At 36.9% G+C, this 18,725-nt stretch carries 16 protein-coding genes; 8 read left to right on the forward strand and 8 right to left on the reverse strand.

All coding sequences use genetic code 11. The features are described from left to right. Positions 1 to 181: 181 nt before the first annotated feature. The 7 genes from U9K52_RS19030 to U9K52_RS19060 form a co-directional block, all read right to left on the reverse strand. On the reverse strand, positions 182 to 1,837 hold the full coding sequence (locus tag U9K52_RS19030) for a C45 family peptidase (protein ID WP_323673819.1): 1,656 nt from the start codon (positions 1,835 to 1,837) through the stop codon (positions 182 to 184). Positions 1,838 to 1,913: 76 nt separating this feature from the next. Beyond that, positions 1,914 to 3,464: an NAD(P)/FAD-dependent oxidoreductase gene (locus U9K52_RS19035; RefSeq protein WP_322927770.1), complete on the reverse strand. Its 1,551-nt coding sequence runs from the start codon at positions 3,462 to 3,464 to the stop codon at positions 1,914 to 1,916. 196 nt (positions 3,465 to 3,660) lie between these two features. Continuing rightward, positions 3,661 to 4,545, reverse strand: coding sequence for a hypothetical protein (locus tag U9K52_RS19040; RefSeq protein ID WP_322927771.1), 885 nt, complete (start codon positions 4,543 to 4,545; stop codon positions 3,661 to 3,663). Positions 4,546 to 4,647: 102 nt separating this feature from the next. Beyond that, positions 4,648 to 4,902, reverse strand: coding sequence for an acyl carrier protein (locus tag U9K52_RS19045; protein ID WP_322927772.1), 255 nt, complete (start codon positions 4,900 to 4,902; stop codon positions 4,648 to 4,650). A 4-nt stretch (positions 4,903 to 4,906) separates the two neighbouring features. After that, a complete protein-coding gene (locus U9K52_RS19050; protein ID WP_322927778.1) occupies positions 4,907 to 6,109 on the reverse strand; it encodes a beta-ketoacyl-[acyl-carrier-protein] synthase family protein in 1,203 nt (400 codons plus the stop codon). A 153-nt stretch (positions 6,110 to 6,262) separates the two neighbouring features. Next, on the reverse strand, positions 6,263 to 6,994 hold the full coding sequence (gene fabG / locus U9K52_RS19055) for a 3-oxoacyl-ACP reductase FabG (RefSeq protein ID WP_248388810.1): 732 nt from the start codon (positions 6,992 to 6,994) through the stop codon (positions 6,263 to 6,265). A gap of 65 nt (positions 6,995 to 7,059) precedes the next feature. Continuing rightward, entirely contained in the window at positions 7,060 to 8,580 is a 1,521-nt protein-coding gene (locus U9K52_RS19060) for an HAL/PAL/TAL family ammonia-lyase (RefSeq protein ID WP_263602101.1), read from the reverse strand. A 96-nt stretch (positions 8,581 to 8,676) separates the two neighbouring features. Between U9K52_RS19060 and U9K52_RS19065 the strand changes: the two genes are divergently transcribed. Continuing rightward, positions 8,677 to 9,921 carry an NAD(P)/FAD-dependent oxidoreductase gene (locus tag U9K52_RS19065; RefSeq protein WP_322927773.1) on the forward strand — a complete coding sequence of 415 codons (1,245 nt, stop codon included), beginning with the start codon at positions 8,677 to 8,679 and terminating at the stop codon, positions 9,919 to 9,921. Positions 9,922 to 9,951: 30 nt separating this feature from the next. Here the strand turns inward: U9K52_RS19065 and U9K52_RS19070 are convergent, their stop codons facing one another. Beyond that, the gene (locus U9K52_RS19070; protein WP_322927774.1) at positions 9,952 to 11,244 is read right to left on the reverse strand and encodes a phenylacetate--CoA ligase family protein; all 1,293 of its coding nucleotides are present in this window, start codon (positions 11,242 to 11,244) and stop codon (positions 9,952 to 9,954) included. Positions 11,245 to 11,762: 518 nt separating this feature from the next. On the opposite strand from U9K52_RS19070, the gene ileS reads away from it, so the two are divergent. From ileS to trpS, 7 genes are all read left to right on the forward strand, one after another. After that, positions 11,763 to 15,218 carry an isoleucine--tRNA ligase gene (gene ileS, locus U9K52_RS19075; RefSeq protein ID WP_322927775.1) on the forward strand — a complete coding sequence of 1,152 codons (3,456 nt, stop codon included), beginning with the start codon at positions 11,763 to 11,765 and terminating at the stop codon, positions 15,216 to 15,218. A gap of 59 nt (positions 15,219 to 15,277) precedes the next feature. Further along, entirely contained in the window at positions 15,278 to 15,658 is a 381-nt protein-coding gene (locus U9K52_RS19080) for a TraR/DksA family transcriptional regulator (protein WP_027378898.1), read from the forward strand. 81 nt (positions 15,659 to 15,739) lie between these two features. Further along, positions 15,740 to 15,985, forward strand: coding sequence for a DUF6576 domain-containing protein (locus U9K52_RS19085; RefSeq protein ID WP_322927776.1), 246 nt, complete (start codon positions 15,740 to 15,742; stop codon positions 15,983 to 15,985). Positions 15,986 to 15,999: 14 nt separating this feature from the next. Next, positions 16,000 to 16,191, forward strand: a complete 192-nt coding sequence (locus U9K52_RS19090) for a DUF2683 family protein (RefSeq protein ID WP_072884312.1) — start codon at positions 16,000 to 16,002, stop codon at positions 16,189 to 16,191. Further along, on the forward strand, positions 16,191 to 16,829 hold the full coding sequence (locus U9K52_RS19095; RefSeq protein ID WP_248388822.1) for a lipoprotein signal peptidase: 639 nt from the start codon (positions 16,191 to 16,193) through the stop codon (positions 16,827 to 16,829). Before U9K52_RS19090 ends, U9K52_RS19095 begins: the two co-directional genes overlap by 1 nt. Positions 16,830 to 16,843: 14 nt before the next feature. Continuing rightward, positions 16,844 to 17,488 (forward strand): SanA/YdcF family protein, encoded by a 645-nt coding sequence (locus tag U9K52_RS19100; RefSeq protein ID WP_312174329.1) that lies wholly within the window; start codon positions 16,844 to 16,846, stop codon positions 17,486 to 17,488. 241 nt (positions 17,489 to 17,729) lie between these two features. Then, positions 17,730 to 18,698, forward strand: coding sequence for a tryptophan--tRNA ligase (gene trpS, locus U9K52_RS19105; RefSeq protein ID WP_322927777.1), 969 nt, complete (start codon positions 17,730 to 17,732; stop codon positions 18,696 to 18,698). The last annotated feature ends 27 nt before the right edge of the window (positions 18,699 to 18,725 follow it).

Consider the following 18,725-nt stretch of genomic DNA (forward strand, 5'->3'; position numbering starts at 1 on the left):
GAAATAAAATTATTAACAATAAAAACAATAATATTCTTAAAAACAGATAATTTATACTATACTTACAGCTATTTCTTTTGTTAAAATTTAATAAAAACAAATCATATCAAGAATCAGATTCAAAAATTTATTATTTAAAATATTCATCATAAAAACAATATTTTTTAAACAAAGAAAATGTTTATTTACATCTTTTGAGTGCTTTCTTAAAATAATGTTCAATATGCTTTCTGTCCTCAAGAGTTGTGATTTCTTTGGTCAGTGCTTTTTCAAATTCTGTTTTTGCTTTGCTGTATTCTTTTTGCTTGTAATAATATTTTCCAGACTGATAATAAACCACCCAGAAATCCGGATTTAGTGATTGGTAATATGGCAGGAAATCTTCCGTTAACAATACATCTCCTTCAATTGCTTTCTGAACTTCCTCGTTCATCATTTTGTATTGTTTATAATCTTCAAATTCCCGGGAATCTATAAAAGGATCTTTTGCAATATTCAATTCAGACCTTGCGAAATCACCATTTTTCAATTTTTGATCCGAAAATAATTCATTAAGATCATAACATACAAATTCTCCCAGCTGATAAGGATTTGCCGAAACCCAAACCAACTTTTTCTGGGGCGAAAAAATCACAGCATGATGCGCCAGAAGCTGATTAATTGCCTTTTCGTTTCCGTAACCTATTTTTTTTCCTTTCAGTCCGGACTTGTCACGTAAGATTGCAGCCATTTTTTCAGGGGTAAGTTTTTTATTTTTTTCTAAAAGTTCCTGCAGCTTTTCGTAGCGGTATTCGGAATGACTTTCTGCAATATGCTTCTGATTCCTTTTATCATTTTTATAAGCATCCGACTGAAAATGATTGGTGCAAAAAACCCGACTTGTATTCTCTACTTTATATACCCCGAAATTATCCGGAGAAACTTCGATGATTACAGCATTTTTATCATAAGCACTTCCAACCAGAATAGATTCCGAGACAAAAACTTTTCTCTTCCTTGCAATGGCTATGGCTTCATCAATATTTTTAGCATACTGAAGAATTTCTCTCGTTACCAGAGAAATCGGCGTTTTTGCTGTTAACGGAATTTTAGATTTTCCGGCATTGATGGTTACCGTAATTCCTTCTTTATTCATCCCGGAAACTACCCCTATCATACCCGGCCAACTTACAGATAAGTAAGGAATCCCATTTTCCGGCTCTACAATTTCAATAACTTTATTTTCCGCAAAATCATCACCCACATAAAAATCGAAATTTCTTCCGATCAGCAAATCTCCGTCTTCGGTATTTTCATTCCAGACGGCGAGAGAAGTACATCCAACCATCATAAGATCCTGCATGGCATGACCGATATCGTGAGCCCCGTGCAGATAAAGATTTCGCTGGTATTTAGGGGCGATAAAATCATATTCATCGGAAGAATACCGGGATAAACCATAGAGCTCTGCCTGAAAATCCTCCCGAACATTCAGATACATTTTCCGGTTATACCATTTCAAAAACCCACGCAAGAGACTTTGTTTAAATTTCGACGGAACAAAACCTTCTACTTTTGAAAAGAAAATCTTTTCCTGATTTTGCATGAGGCTCTGTGTAAGCGCTCCATTATTATACCCCAGCTGCAAAGGGTTTCCTGTAATATAAAGCTCCCAGATCTGCTGCTTGTTCTTCGTTAAATAATTTTTTTTAAAGCTGAAAGTGGAATCATTGATTCTTTTAACTTCCGGAATTTCAATAGAATACTGTTGAATATCAGGAATATGATTGATGGATTTTCGTATACCGCAAGATGTTAGGATAAAAATAAGACTAAGACTGAGAAATGATAAAACGATGCATCTTGAAGAAAAATTTGTTTTTAATTTGGATGTTTTAATTCGTCTTTCTCCATTTGGAATGACTAATCGTAAATTAATGTTGTATTTCTTCTCCACTTTTACCTTCGTTAATAAATTGTTTTAATCTTTTATCAATCAATTCTTTACCAACAATTTCCGCACAGGTATTGAATGCCCCTATAGTACAACCTAAGATTCCGTGCATATTCACAGATTGCCCTGTGAGAAAAAGATTGTCGATTTTTGTTCTTGGCGAAACCATTGTTTTTAGAGGATTTTCCGAGTTTTTGCGATAACCGTACATATTTCCGTTGAAGCTGCCGATATAATCGCGGTAAGATAATGGTGAAGAGGTGTAGATTTTTTTTATATATTTTCTTAGATCAGGGATTTTCTTTTCTAAGGCATCAATCATTTTTTCTGCTTTATCAAGCTTGAATCTTTCATAGCCCGCTCCTCTTTCATGCTCATCTGCAACGGTATTGAATGTATTCTTCCACTCTTCTACTTCTTCAAAATCCATGTAGGAAATTGCCGTAAGACTTTCTGCAAAACCAGGATTATGTTTTGATTCCGTTGAAGAAAGCATGTAAGTTTCCGGCCAGGATTCTTTCTGATAACGGTATGCATTCCAGACCATTTCTTCATTAGAATAATGGTATATATTATAATTAAAATCAGGAATTGTGTGGGGTTTAAGTACAAGGTACACACTGAAGCATGAAGACACAGGTTTCCAGCTCATGATCCTGTTTAAAAAAGATTTTTTTAGCCTTTCTTCTCCAATTATATGAATTAAAGAGCGTATTTCTATATTCGAAATAAATTTTTTGGCAAAGTATTCTCTTCCCTGTTCCGTTTTTACACCGGCTATTTCATTATTTTCATTAAAAATAAACGCTGAAACCTCAGTATGTTTATGAACTTCAGCACCATGCTCACGAAGCTTGCGAATGAGCAACTTTGAAATCTGGCTGCCTCCATTTACACATTTGTAAGCGCTCTGAATATAGGAATTAACCGTAAGTGCATGAACATAAAACGGAATATGCTCAGAATCACCTGCATATAAAAAGTTCGAACCTAATAAAACGGACTGCAGCTTTTTATCAGAGGTTAAAGATTCAATAAATCTTTTGGTATTTAAGTGGAGAATTTCTTCGTTATACCGATTTTCCCCAACAAGATTGTATCTTGGAAACTGACTGCATATCCGCCGGACTTCCTCGCAATAGTTTTCTATGTTTTCTTTTTCTTCAGGAAAATATTTTGATAACTGTTTAACAAAATTTTCGCTGCCCTGTGCATGGGGATATTCTGTCTGATCGTCTCCGAAAGTTATTTTATCATATCCGTTTTCATCCATTTTCCTAAGCTCAAGAGCATCCATTATTCCCAGATAGAAAAAAAACTGATGCAGGTTCTGCCCTTCCGAGAGACCTCCTAAATAGTGAACTCCTGTATCGAAAATGAGTTTATCACGGGAAAAAGTCTGTAAATTACCTCCGTACTGATTATTCTTTTCCAGTATACAAACCTTCAGGCCTTCTTTCGCCAGAATAAGTGCCGAAACAAGGCCGCCCAATCCGCTGCCGATTACGAGTATGTCGTATGTTTTTTTCAAGGAGGAAAGTGTCTTTATGATTTGAATTTTAAACACAAAGCCTGCAAAGATTTTTCTTGATCACTTGCTGTTTTTAAATTCGCAAAGGCGTTAAACACTCAGCAAGACAAAAATGAACTTAGAACTTTATTTTAAATTCTCAATCATTTAATGTTTGAGTTAAATATTAGTTTTTTCTGGAGTAAAAGTAGGAAAATTAATCAATATCGTCCCAAAAATCAAAATAATTGAACCATTGAAGCGGATATTTCCTGATCATGGATTCCAGGTTTTGGGTATAAGAATTGAGAAGTCCCTGTGCATCGCGCTTTTTTACATTCTCAGCAACTCTGGCGTACAAATGATAATGAAGATTTTTTTCTTTCATTACATAAACATACACCACGGGAACGCCAAGCCTTGAGGCAATAAGAAAAGGACCTGCAGGAAATTTTGCTGTTTTCCCAAGCAATTCGCCTTCTAAAAATTTTGACCCTTCGAAATAGCGGTCGCCGGTAAAGCAAATAAGTTCGTTTTTGGATAGCGCTTCATTAATCTCGAAGATATGAGACATATCTTCTTTTACATAAATGAATTTAACGGTACTTTTTTTAACCGATACGCTTTCAAGATATTCTTTAATAACCGTAACCTCCTGATCTGTAGTCACCAGATTGATCTGACAATCAAAATCAATATCTGCAAAGAAATGTTCTGCGATTTCAAAATTGCCGATATGGGCACTGATGAGAACACCGCCTTTCTTTTCGGCTAAAAGATTTCTCAGATTTTCAATTCCGTCGAATTCATAAGTATATTTTCCCCGTAATCCGGCTGAAATAGCCGTTTTGTCGATAAGAACCTTTCCGAAAGTAAAATAGTTTTTAAATAATGAAATTTTTGTTTTCCAGTATCCGTAATTCAGTCTTTTTCCGAAATAATATCTGTAATATCTGTTGCCGTTTTTTTCGAATAAAAAATAGTAGAAGGCAACAAAATAAAGCACAATATATGAACTTCTGATCCCGATATTTCTAATACACCAGACAAAAATTCTGTATCCCAGAATCGTCCCCTTAGATTTACCTTTCCACTTGTTCATAGTCGTCATTGAACCATGTACCAATGTAAAAATGTAACAGTGTAACAATTATTTAATCAAATATTGGTCAACTGTTATATTGATATATTGCTACATTATAAATTATTTATTTTTTTCTGCGATTTTGTTTTCGATAGTAGAATAGAAATCGTCAAAAGTCACGATGTTTTTAAAATCAGCTTCGCCCAATTTCACTCCGAAATTAGATTCTAATACGACCACCAGATCAATATAATCCAGGCTGTCTAGGCCTAATGTCTTTTTAAAGTTTGCATCATTGCTGATTTCATCGCCGTCTACTTCAAATTCATTGACTAAAAAGTCGTTGGCGGTCGCAACAATTTTTTCCCTTTCCATGTTTTTAATTAAATTTTTTAACAATTAATGCGGAATTGGTTCCCCCAAATCCGAAAGAATTCGACAAAAATACGTCAATTTTTTGACTTTTTGTTTCGGCAATCAAATTTATCCTTTTTGCTTCATCATCAGGATTTTCCAGATTGATATTCGGGGCAATGAAATCGTTCTGCATCATAAGAATGGAATAAATAACTTCGCTTGCACCCGCCATCCAGCATTCATGACCGGTCATGGATTTTGTTGAACTTACCGGAACTTCACCCCCGAAAATTTCATAAATTGCTTTGGCTTCATTAGCATCACCAATTGGTGTGGATGTTGCGTGAGCATTAATATAATCAATATCTTCCACCTGTAAACCAGACTGTTGCAAAGCCCTATTCATTGCTAAAGCAGGCCCGTCAACATTCGGTGTTGAAATATGTCCTCCGTTTGAAGAGAATCCATAACCCACAATTTCCGCAATGATATTCGCTCCTCTTTTTTGCGCAGACTCCAGGCTTTCAACAATTAAAGTAGCAGCTCCGCCACTGGGAATCAAGCCATCTCTTGCAGAATCAAAAGGCCTTGATGCTTTTGTAGGCTCATCTTCTCTCACTGAAAAAACACCCAATCCATCAAAACTCGCCATGGAATATTTGTTGGTTTCCTGCGCTCCTCCGCAAACAATCATATCCTGGAAGCCGTTTTTAATCATCATATAAGCCAGTCCGAGAGAATGGGAACCGCTTGCACATGCAGCACTGATCGTAAGGTTAATCCCTCTTAATTTAAAAATCGTGGAAAGATTCATGGTAACGGTGGAGTTCATCGACTTGAAAATAGCTCCAGAACCCATTAAAGTTGTATCTTTTTTCTCTCTTGCAATGTCGATAGATTCTACCACTGCCTGAGAAACACTGTCGTTTCCGTATAAAATCCCGACTTCATTATTGTCTAAAAAATCCTGGTCTACACCAGCCTGTTTTAAGGCATCTAAAGTTGCTGCATACGCATATTCGCTTTCCTCGCCCATGCTTACACGTTGCCTGCGGCTGAGAAGATTTTTAAGATCCGGTTTCGGAACAACGCCGGTTAATCCGGATCTGAAACCAAACTCCTTTCTTTCATCTACTAAAAAAATTCCGGATTTTCCCTGAAATAAAGATTCTTTCACCTCTTCCAAAGAAGTTCCGATGCAGGAATAAATCCCCATTCCGGTAATGACAACCCTATTTTCCCTGTTAAAAAATGTAACAGTTTATCAATTTAACAGTGTAACAATTTCAAATTCGCAACCATAATACTTTCTGTCATTCTGAACGAAGTGAAGAATCTCATTATTGGTACATTGTTAAATTATTACATTGCTAAATTATTATGAGTAGATTCCTCCGTTGATGTTTATAACTTCACCTGTAATGTATGATGCTTTTTTAGACGCCAAAAATGCTACCAAATCTGCGACTTCTTCTGCTTCCCCGAATCTATTTGCAGGAATCATGCCTTTTAATTCATCTTCGTTAAACTCCTGGGTCATATCTGTTTTAATGAATCCCGGCGCAACCGCATTTACCGTAATATTCCTTTTTGCCACTTCCTGAGCCAGAGCTTTTGTAGCTCCTACCAAAGCTCCTTTTGCAGCAGAATAATTGGTTTGTCCCGCTGTTCCTTTCACTCCGGAAACAGAAACCATATTGATGATTCTTCCGTATTTATTACGTAATAATTTTTGAATAAAGAAATTCGTAACATTAAAGAACCCGTTTAAACTGGTGTTAATCACTGAGTTCCAGTCTTCACTCGGCATCCACATGAATAATCCGTCCCTTGTAATTCCGGCGTTATTTACAATCACTTCCACCACAGCACTGGAGTTCGCATCCTGCCATTCTGTTAAAACCACCTTTGTTTCCTCAGCATTTCCTACATCGAATTTCAGAATTTCCCCTGTTGCCCCCAATTCTTCAACTTTAGCCAAGGTTTCCCTTGCTGCCGTTTCGTTTGAAGTATAGTTAATCAAAATATGATAATTCTTTTCTTCTGCCAGTTTTATACAGATGGCCCTTCCGATTCCCCTTGAGCCCCCTGTGATGATTGCACATTTCATGTGTTTGCTTATATTAGTTTAATTTCTTTAAGTATACTTCTATGACAATTTATTTTGGATAAAAATTACATAGTTTTTAAATATTTTTTTACCTGTTCCAAATATGGATACATCACCATATCATCGGAGAATGCAGGAATAATTTTTCTTATATCATCATACAGTTCTTTAGTGGCAGATGAAATTTTATCCTGAAAACCAAGATATTCAATGGCCTGAACAATTGTAATTGCCTCAATAGTCAATACTTCAAATGCATTTTCAATCACTTTTCTGCAGATAACCGCAGCGTTGGTTCCCATGCTCACAATATCCTGATTATCATTATTATTCGGTATACTGTGAATATACATCGGGTTAGACAGCATCTGGCTTTCCGCCGTGGTTGAAGTTGCCGTAAACTGAACTCCCTGCATCCCGAAATTAAATCCTAATTTGCCCAAATTAACAAACGGAGGCAAGATTTCATTGATTTTAGAATTTAAAAGGTAATTTAATTGCCTTTCTGCGAGCATTGTTAGTTTGGCCACTACAATTTTCAGCTTATCCATTTCCAGGGAAACATAATCTCCGTGAAAATTTCCGCCGTGGTAAACATGCTGGTCTTCAACATTGATGATCGGATTATCATTAGCTGAATTAATCTCGTTTTCCAATACTTTTTCAGTGTATTCCAGAGTATCCAAAACAGGTCCTAAAATCTGCGGAACACATCGTAAAGAGTAATATTCCTGAACTTTTTCTTTGAAAACTTTTTCCTGTTCTTCAAAATGAGTGTATAAATGATCTGCTCTTTTCCTGATCAATTTGCTGTCAGACAAATGAGCCCGCATTTTTTCTGCAATTTTCTGCTGACCGGCATGAAGCTTTGTTCCGTTTAATACTTCCGATAAGTGATCATCATACGCCTGAACAATTTCATTAATCGCACAGGATAATTTAATAGAAATATCAGTTAACTGATTCGCTTTATGCGCATTAACAGCACCAATGCCGGACATCACGGAAGTTCCGTTCATTAATGCGAGTCCTTCACGGATTTCTACCTGAATCGGTTTCAAACCTTCAGATTGAAAAACTTCTTTTGTAGATTTTCTTTCACCTTTATGGAAGACTTCCCCTTCACCAATCAGCACTAAGGCTAAGTGTGCCAATTGTACGAGATCGCCGCTTGCACCTACTCCTCCGTGTTCAAAAATCAACGGTGTAACATCTCTGTTTATTAATTCTTTAAGTAAAATAACAACAGATTCATGAACCCCGGATTTCCCAAGAGATAATGTATTCAGTCTGGCCAGCATACAGGCTTTTGCTTCGTCCGCCGGAAGCGGATTTCCTATTCCTGAAGAATGGCTTCTGATGAGATTGTATTGAAGCTGATGTGTATCTTCATCACTGATCTTAAATTGTGCCATCGGTCCGAAACCCGTATTCACACCATATATCACTTTATTTTTTGAAAACTCCTTTAAAAACTGAAAACTTTCATTCACTCTGGTAAGAAGTGCTTTATCCAGTTCTATATTTTTATTCTCAACAATGATTTTCTTAAAGTCGCTCAGTTCTAAAAAGTTGTTTATTTTCATTTATTGATAGAATAATATGATAATTTTGTAGTTATTAATTAATTGTCATTAATTTGCGGCAAAGATAGAAGTTATTATTAAAATAAAAAATCAAAGATGAGCAAAGAATTTGTTGACGTTCTTGTAATCGGAGCCGGGCCTTCCGGATGCGTATCTTCTTCATATTTAAAGAAGAACAACGTCAACGTTAAAGTTGTTGAAAAGACAAAATTTCCAAGACTGGTAGTAGGAGAAAGCCTGATTCCACGGGTAATGGATCATTTTGAAGAGGCCGGATTATTTCCCGCGCTTGACAAAATGGGTTTTGAAAAGAAACTTGGCGCCCGGTTTCTGAGAGGAAAAGAAGTATGTATTTTTGATTTTAGCAATAAGTTCGGAGAAGGCTGGGACTGGACATGGCAGGTTCCGAGGGCAGATTTCGACAATGTTTTAGCTCAGGAAGTTATTAATAAAGGGATTGATCTGGAATTTGAAACAGAAGTGACCGGGATTGAATTCAACGGAACAGATTCTGTGACCACAGTAAAAAATAAAAACGGAGAAACAAAAGAAATCCACGCCAAATTTGTCATCGACTCCAGCGGTTACGGAAGAGTCCTTCCAAGACTTCTGGATTTGGAAAAACCTTCAAAACTTTCACCTCACTCCGCTATTTTTTCCCATGTAAAAGACATCAACAGAGAAGCAGGAACAGAAGGCACTTTAATTTCTTTTGATATTATCGAAACGGAAGTCTGGCTTTGGGTAATTCCTTTTTCCAACGGAAATACCAGCGTAGGAATTGTGGGTCCTACCGAATACATCGACCGACTTTCTAAAAACGGAGATACCACAGAAGCTCTGAGAAAAGCGATTTCTCTTTCAGATTATTATGTAAAACGTTTCGGAGATGTGGATTTTCTCTTTGAGCCAAAACATTTAAAAGACTATTCCTGCTCGGTAAAAAAACTGTATGGTGATGGTTTTGCATTAACGGGAAATGCTTCGGAATTTCTTGATCCGGTTTTCTCTTCAGGAATGGCTTTTGCCACAGAAGGCGGAATGAAGGCGGCAAAATTAGCTTTAAGACAACTCAACGGCGAAAAAGTTGACTGGCAAAAGGAATTTGCAGACTATATTCTTTATGGTGTTGATGTTTTTACCACGTACGTAAAAGAATGGTACACCGGAAATCTTCAGGAATTGTTTTTCCACCAGCCGGAAAACCCCGATGTGAAAAGAAAAATCTGTGCAGTTCTTGCAGGTTATGTATGGGACAAAAAAAATACTTTTGTCCGAATACATGATACGGCGATCAAGAATCTCGCAGAATTCATTAAAAAAGAAAAGCAACAAGCATAAAAAACGGCCTGAGATTTCAGGCCGTTTTATTTATCTTAAATCGATAAACGTAATTGGCTTTCTGCTGTTCGGATTAAAAACTGTTTTAGATAAAATATCAAATTCAACAAGCTCAATTTTCGGACTTACCCTTAATTTCGCCCGGAAATGATCTCTTACTTCACTTACAAAGCTTTCGGCATCACTGTCTGTGCTTATTTTAATGATAATTTCATCCAACCCGATTTCATTCGATTGAATAACAATCTGGTAACACAGAATACCATTGAAATCATTCAGAATATCATTCATCGCAGGCGGATACAATGTAGTGCCCTTATATTTGATCATCTGCTGCTTCCTGCCAATCACCGGACCGAGTCTCATTGTATTTCTTCCGCATTTACAAGGTTCATCATGCGCTTTTACAATATCTCCCGTTTTGAATCTTAATAACGGAATCGCTTCAACACCTAAAGTTGTAATGGTTAATTCCCCGCTTTCACCTTCTTTTACCGGATTCCCATCGTCGTCAAGAATCTCGGTAATGATTAGTTCCGGATGATGATGTCCGCCGATTTGTTCTTCACACTCCGTAAAAGCGGTGCTCATCTCTGTGGAAGCGTAGGTTGAGAATAATTTAATATCCCATTTTTCTTTAATTTTCCGGGATAAAATATTATCTGTAAAATCCTGATTTTTGATACTTTCTCCGATACAAACCGCACCGTAAACACTGGACTTTTTATAATCAATTCCATGCTTTTCGGCATAATCGATCATTTTTAATAAAAATGAAGGAACAGTAATTAAATATTTCGGCCTGTATCTGAAAATAGAATCCCACTGAAGCTCAGGAATTCCCGGCCCCATTCTTACCACGCTCGCGCCCATTTTTCTGAGTCCTAAAAAATAAGCAAGCCCGGCCATGAATCTTTTATCAATGGTTGTAATCATCTGGACAACATCTCCTTTTTGAATTCCGGCACAGGCAAAAGAAATCGCTTCGTTATAAGCCAATCTCTCAAGGTCGTTATCTGACAATCCGAAGGTTACAGGATCACCCAGTGTTCCTGAAGTTGTGCTGTAATCCACAATTTTATCCGGAGTTACACAGAAAAAATCATCATTATGCTGCTGAATATCGTTTTTTGTGGTGATGGGAATTTTCCGCAGGTCTTCCAAAGTCCGAATATCAGAAATGTTGATATTGTTTTCCCTGAATACTTTTTGATAAAAAGTTGATTTTTTTTCAAGATAAACCAAAAGCTCCTGAAGTTTTTGCTCCTGAAATTTTTTGATTTCCCTAATGTCTGATCTTTCGATGGATGGATAGAAGTCCAATAGATTTATTTTTAAAGGACAAATTTATTTAATTAATATTAATTTTCTCATGAAGATTTTATTGCTCATGGATTTCACGGATGATTGGACTTGTTAATTTGTTTTTTTAAACGCAAAGACTAATTGTTTATTCCGTTAATCTTAGTAAGCAAAGGCAAATAAATTTGCTGCGCGAAGCTAATAAATAGATACCCTTCATCAATCAGCCGGCTGATGCATTCTTTATCCACTTAAGAATATACAGGTTTAAAATAAATCTTTGTTTGGTAATAAAAACCATGCAGATTTTGCAGGTGGTGCAGATTTTTTATTTGTGGAAAGTTTTTTTGAAACAACTTTTAGCAACAGGATAAATTCACTTATTCACGCTTGATCTTTCACCTTTCCTTATTCCTCTGCTTTACTTTTCTGAAACAGAACATTTTTCACTATAAATATCAAAATAAAACATCTATTATAAACCGGTAAATTTTAGTAAATTTGCCAACTTAATTAATCAACGATATTGATCTATTACAATGAGCCAATTTAAAGAATACAAAAACCTCAACCTTATTGACGTAGCCGAGAATGTAGCGGAATTCTGGAAACAGAATAAAACTTTCAATAAGAGTGTTGAGATTCGTGAGGGGCAACCTGAGTTTGTTTTTTATGAAGGTCCGCCTTCTGCAAACGGCATGCCCGGAATTCACCATGTTATGGCCAGAGCATTAAAGGATATTTTCTGTCGTTACCAGACCCAGAACGGAAAACAGGTTTTCCGTAAAGCGGGATGGGATACACACGGACTTCCGGTAGAGCTTGGTGTGGAAAAAGAATTAGGAATCACTAAAGAAGATATTGGCACCAAGATTTCAATTGAAGATTACAACAAAGCGTGTCGTGAAGCGGTAATGCGTTACACAGACGTTTGGAACAACCTTACCGAGAAAATCGGTTACTGGGTAGATCTTGACGATCCGTATATCACGTACAAGTCTAAATACATGGAAACCGTTTGGTGGCTGTTGAAGCAATTGTACGATAAAGGATTATTGTACAAGGGCTACACGATTCAGCCTTATTCTCCGAAAGCGGGAACCGGACTTTCTTCGCACGAAGTAAACCAGCCGGGAGCTTACCGTGATGTTTCAGATACAACAGTGGTGGCACAGTTTAAAACATTACCGGAAACATTGCCTTCATTTTTACAGGGATTTGGCGATGTGCATTTCTTAGCCTGGACAACAACTCCGTGGACGCTGCCTTCCAACACAGCGTTGACAGTAGGTCCGAAAATCGATTATGTTTTGGTTAAAACTTTCAATCAATATACTTTTGAACCGGTAAATGTAATTTTGGCTAAAGCTTTGGTTGGAAAACAGTTTGCAAAAAAATACAGTGAAGGTACAGAAGAAGATTTCGCAAATTACACTGCAGAAAGTAAAATTATTCCTTATCAGATTTTAGCCGAATTTAAAGGGGCTGATTTAGTTGGAATTAAATATGAGCAACTTTTAGATTACGCTAAACCTCACCAAAATCCGGAAAATGCTTTTAGGGTAATTTCAGGAAACTTTGTAACGACGGAAGACGGAACAGGTATCGTTCACACCGCGCCAACGTTTGGTGCTGATGATGCGAAAGTAGCTAAAGAAGCAACGCCTGAAGTTCCGCCAATGCTTGTTTTGGATAAAAACGGAAATCCTGTTCCGCTGGTGGATTTACAGGGAAGATTTTTACCGCAGGTAAACGACGAAATTTACGGTTTTGCGAATGAATACGTAAAAGGAGAATACCTGAGCGAAGCAGAAAAAGAAGCGGAATTCAAAATTCAGAAGGAAAACCTCAAGTCTATCATTTCAGATTTGAAGACCTATCTTTCTGTAGATGAAAGAATTGCTTTAAAATTAAGAAAAGAAAACAAGGCTTTTAAAGTAGAAAAATATGTTCACTCGTATCCGCACAGCTGGAGAACAGATGAACCATTGTTATATTACCCACTGGATTCATGGTTTGTGAAAATGACCGCCGTGAAAGACAGACTGGTAGATTTAAACAAAGAAATCAACTGGAAGCCGAAATCAACGGGAGAAGGACGTTTCGCCAACTGGCTGGAAAATGTAAACGACTGGAATCTTTCCCGTTCAAGATACTGGGGAATTCCGTTGCCGATCTGGAGAACAGCTGATCTGAAGGAGGAGAAAATCATCGGATCTGTAGAAGAATTGTATAATGAAATTGAAAAATCAATTGAAGCAGGATTGATGAAAGAAAATCCGTTCAAAGGTTTTATCATCGGAAATATGTCCGAATCCAATTACGAACTTGTTGATCTTCACAAAAATGTGGTTGATAAGGTAATCCTCGTTTCAGATTCAGGACAAGCCATGAAACGCGAAAGCGATCTGATTGACGTTTGGTTCGATTCGGGAGCGATGCCGTACGCGCAGCTGCATTATCCTTTTGAAAATAAAGAATTAATTGATACCAATAAAGCTTTTCCGGCAGATTTCATTGCGGAAGGTGTTGACCAGACACGTGGTTGGTTCTACACGCTCCACGCAATCGGAACGGCAGTTTTTGATTCAGTAGCCTATAAAAACGTAATGAGTAACGGGCTTGTTTTGGATAAAAACGGTCAGAAAATGTCAAAACGCTTAGGCAACGCCGTAGATCCTTTTGAAACACTTGCGGTTTACGGTCCGGATGCTACCCGCTGGTACATGATCTCAAACGCCAATCCGTGGGAAAACCTGAAATTTGATATCGAAGGGATTGATGAAGTGAGAAGAAAGTTCTTCGGGACATTATACAACACCTATTCATTCTTTGCTTTATATGCAAATGTTGACGGGTTTAATTATTCTGAAAAAGAAGTTGAAAACAGACCTGAAATCGACCGATGGATTTTATCGGAATTAAATCTGCTCATTAAAGAAGTAAAAGCTTTCTACGAAGATTATGAACCTACAAGAGTGGCGAGGGCCATCAGTACGTTTGTAAATGATAACTTATCCAACTGGTACGTAAGATTGTGCAGAAGACGTTTCTGGAAAGGAGATTATTCTGAAGATAAAATCTCGGCTTACCAGACTTTATATACCTGTCTTGAAACAGTTGCCAAATTATCTGCGCCTATCGCTCCGTTCTTTATGGATCAATTGTATCAGGATTTAAATAGAGTAACCGGAAAAGAAAGTGCAGAATCGATTCACTTAACAGACTTCCCGGTTGCGGATGAAAGTCTTATTGACCAGGATCTGGTTGAAAAAACCCATTTGGCACAGAACATTACAAGTATGGTTTTCTCTTTGAGAAAGAAAGAAAATGTAAAAGTTCGCCAGCCATTGCAAAAAGTATTAATTCCTGTTTTAGATTCTAAAACTGAGGAGCAGATTTCAGCGGTTTCAGAACTGATCAAACAGGAGGTAAATGTTAAGGAAATTCAGTTGATCAACGCGGAAGAAGCATCTCATCTTATTATAAAACAGATCAAACCGAGCTTCAAAGCGTTGGGGCCTAAGTTAGGGAAAGACATGAAAGCAGTTGGAGGTGAGATTGCCAATTTCAATGCAGAACTGATTTCACAACTTGAAAAAGATGGAAAATTAGATATTCAGGGTTATGAAATTACATTGGAGGATGTAGAGATTTCCACAAAAGATATCCCGGGATGGACGGTAACTTCCGATGGGAAAACAACTGTGGCATTAGATTTGACGTTGACAGAAGAATTAAAATCTGAAGGGATCGCAAGAGAATTCATCAACAGGATTCAGAACCTGCGAAAAGATAAAGATTTCGATTTGACGGACAGAATTTTGATCTCTCTGGAAGACAACTCGCCTTTCATTGATGACATCAGGAAAAATGAAGAATATATTTCTTCCGAAGTCTTGTCAAATAAAATAGAAATTGTATCTTCACTTTCAAATTTTAACGAAATCGAAATAGATGAAGTTAATTTTAAGATAAATGTTGAAAAAATTTAACATATAGTTATTGTTTTTCAAATTCCATTTCATAATTTTATTAAAAAAGAGAAAGAACCATGTCAGACGAAAGAGTAAGATACAGTGATGCTGATTTACAAGAATTTAAAGCAATCATTAAGGAGAAAATAGAAAAAGCAGAAAATGATCTTAAACTGATCAGAGAAAGTTTCATTAACGACCAGAATAACGGTACCGATGATACCTCACCAACCTTTAAAGCCTTTGAAGAAGGTGCTGAAACTTTAAGTAAAGAACAGAACTCTATTTTAGCCGGAAGACAGGAAAAATTTGTTCGTGATCTTAAAAATGCTCTGATAAGAATTGAAAACAAAACTTACGGCGTTTGCAGGGTAACCGGAAAATTAATTCCTAAAGAAAGGCTTCTGGCTGTTCCTCATGCAACGCTAAGCATCGAAGCGAAAAATATGCAGAAATAACCGGAAGGTTAATATCATAAATTTGGGTTTATATTGTATTTTTGACAAATACTTTATAAACCTAATTTTTAGTATATATCCATGAGTGATTTATTCATTTTAATCATTATCATCGTTGTAATCCTGGCGTTTATTTACAGAGACCGGATCAGGAATCGGTTTTTTCCTGCAAAGCAAAAAAATTTAACGATCGATGACCGATTTAATGCTGATAAACGCGAAAGGGAAAAAGAAATAGACCGGCTTTTAAGTAAAATGGGCAAAACCGGCATCAATGATCTTTCACCCAAAGAAAGAAAAAGGCTTGATGAGCTGTCCAAAAAATAATTTAAATTAAAAAAGTGGAATCCATTATTGTACATCCGAAAAATGCAATGGAACTCAGTGCGCTGAAAAGCGTCCTAAAAGACATGAACATTAAGTTCGAAAAATTCCATACCAAGAACATGCATCACAATCAGAAGACGATTAAAAAAATCGTTGATAAGAAGAACGAAAAAACAGGAAAACCTACAAAACCTAAAGGATTATAATGAAAAAGATCGTATTGGTAACCTTTCTTATCTTATTGATTGATCAGGCCTCAAAAATTTATGTAAAAACCCATTTTAACCTGGATGACAGTGTTTCCGTTCTGCCGGGGTTTAAGCTCACTTTTGTAGAAAACCCGGGGATGGCGTACGGCCTTCATTTCGGAGGCGTTATCGGAAAATATTTCCTTGTTTTGGTAAGGATTGTCCTGATCGGAGGAATGATTTATTTATTTAAAAAATGGTTGCAGCGCGGCGAATCCAATTATCTTCTGATTCCGATGGCCATGATCTTTGCCGGAGCAATCGGTAACCTGATAGACGGCATGTTTTACGGACTGATTTTCGACAGCGGTACCGTATATGATGCAAGTATTGACCGATGGATCGGCTATGGCGGAATCTCAAAATTCTCCTCTTTCGGTGAAGGATACTCTACCTTTATGAGAGGCTGTGTGGTGGATATGCTTCATTTCCCACTGGTAGACTGGAACGTTCCTGAAAGCTGGCCCCTGATCGGAGGAAAACATATAGAATTTTTTAAATATATCTTTAATGTAGCGGATTCTGCGATTACCGTGGGCGCAGCATTATTGTTAATTTTCAGAAAAAAAGCCTTCCCGAACGGTTTGGAATTTTAAAGAATTTTACACCGATGAAAAAATTGATTAAAAACTTACTTAAATTTTTCCTGCTTCTGTTCGTGGCGGGAATTATTTTTATGGCCTGGGCCAATTACAGCATTAAGGCAAGCAGTGACCCCTATATTTCTTATGAGACTAAAGATCTTCCAGCAGCAAAAACCGCTCTGCTTCTGGGTACAAGCAAAAGCTTAAATAACGGTTTTCCGAATGCTTATTTCTACAACCGCATTTATGCCGCTGTGGAATTGTATAAAACCGGAAAAATACAATACATTATCGTAAGCGGCGACAACAGTACGAAAGATTATAACGAACCTGAAGATATGCAGCTCGCTTTAATGGAGCACGGAATTCCTCAAGACAGAATTTTTCTTGATTTTGCAGGCTTCAGAACATTGGATTCAGTAATTAGAGCAAAAGAAATTTTTGGTCAGAATAAAATTATCATTATCTCTCAGAAATTCCATAATGAAAGAGCCGTGTTTCTGGCCAGGCAAAACGGGATGGAAGCTTTCGGTTACAATGCATTAGATGTAAATCAATATGCCGGTTTTAAAACCAATATGAGAGAATATCTTGCTAAAGCAAAAGCGTATTGGGATCTAATTTTCGATGTTGAACCTAAGTTTGGTGGTGATAAAGTTTTGATTCCTTAATTTTTCCAGCGTGTATTTTTTTAACGCAAAGTTTACATTAAATGATAAATTCAAGTAGGTAAAGAATGAATCAACAAGTTGATTTGATGAAGCTTCCCGCAGCAAATATATGTGCCTTTGCTCTCTGATATTAAAAGTACAATCTTAAATCTTTGCGTTTAACAGAGCTTAAACTAACCTATATTTTAGAGAATTAATTTAAATTTGCAATTCATTAAATTTTAAATATAAATTTTAAACAATGTCAAGAATTCTTACCGGCATTCAAGCCACCGGAACACCGCACCTGGGAAACCTGTTGGGTGCTATTATTCCTGCGATTGAACTATCGAAACAGGAAGGAAACGAATCTTTTTTATTCATCGCCAATCTTCATTCTTTAACCCAGATTAAAGATGCGGAAGTGCTAAAACAAAATACCTACGAAATTGCTGCGGCTTGGCTTGCTTGTGGGCTGGATACTGAAAAAACCTATTTTTACAGACAGAGTGACATCCCTGAAACCTGTGAACTTTCTTGGCATTTATCATGTTTTTTTCCGTACCAAAGACTAACGTTAGCACATTCCTTCAAAGATAAGGCAGACAGACTGCAGGACGTTAATGCAGGTTTATTCACCTACCCTATCCTGATGGCTGCCGATATTTTATTATATGATGCAGAAATCGTTCCTGTAGGAAAAGACCAGCTTCAGCATCTGGAAATTGCAAGAGATGTTGCTTCAAGATTTAATAATCAGATGGGTGAAGTTTTTGTGCTTCCTCAGTCAGAGCTTCAGGAAAACACCAAGTATGTTCCCGGTATTGATGGTCATAAAATGTCTAAATCCAGAGGGAACATCATCAATATCTTCTTACCTGAAAAAGAACTGAAAAAACAGGTCATGAGTATTGAAACCGACTCCAAATCACTGGAAGAAGCGAAAGATCCTGAAACCGATAAAGTGTTTGCAATATATCAGCTGATTGCAACTCCCGAACAGACTGAAGAATTGAAAGCGAAATATCTGGCCGGAAACTTCGGTTACGGTCATGCTAAAAAAGAACTTCTGGATCTCATCCTGACAAGATTCAAAAAGGAAAGAGAACTTTTCTCTTACTATATGAATAATCTTGAAGAACTGGAAGCAAAGCTTCAGGAAGGAGCCTCTAAAACGAGAGTAATTGCTACGGAAACCATTACAAGAGTGAGAAAAAGTTTAGGGCTTTAATGTTTTAAACCTTATGATAAAGTTTCG

The organism is Chryseobacterium sp. MHB01 (assembly GCF_034651565.1).
Lineage (GTDB): Bacteria > Bacteroidota > Bacteroidia > Flavobacteriales > Weeksellaceae > Chryseobacterium > Chryseobacterium nepalense.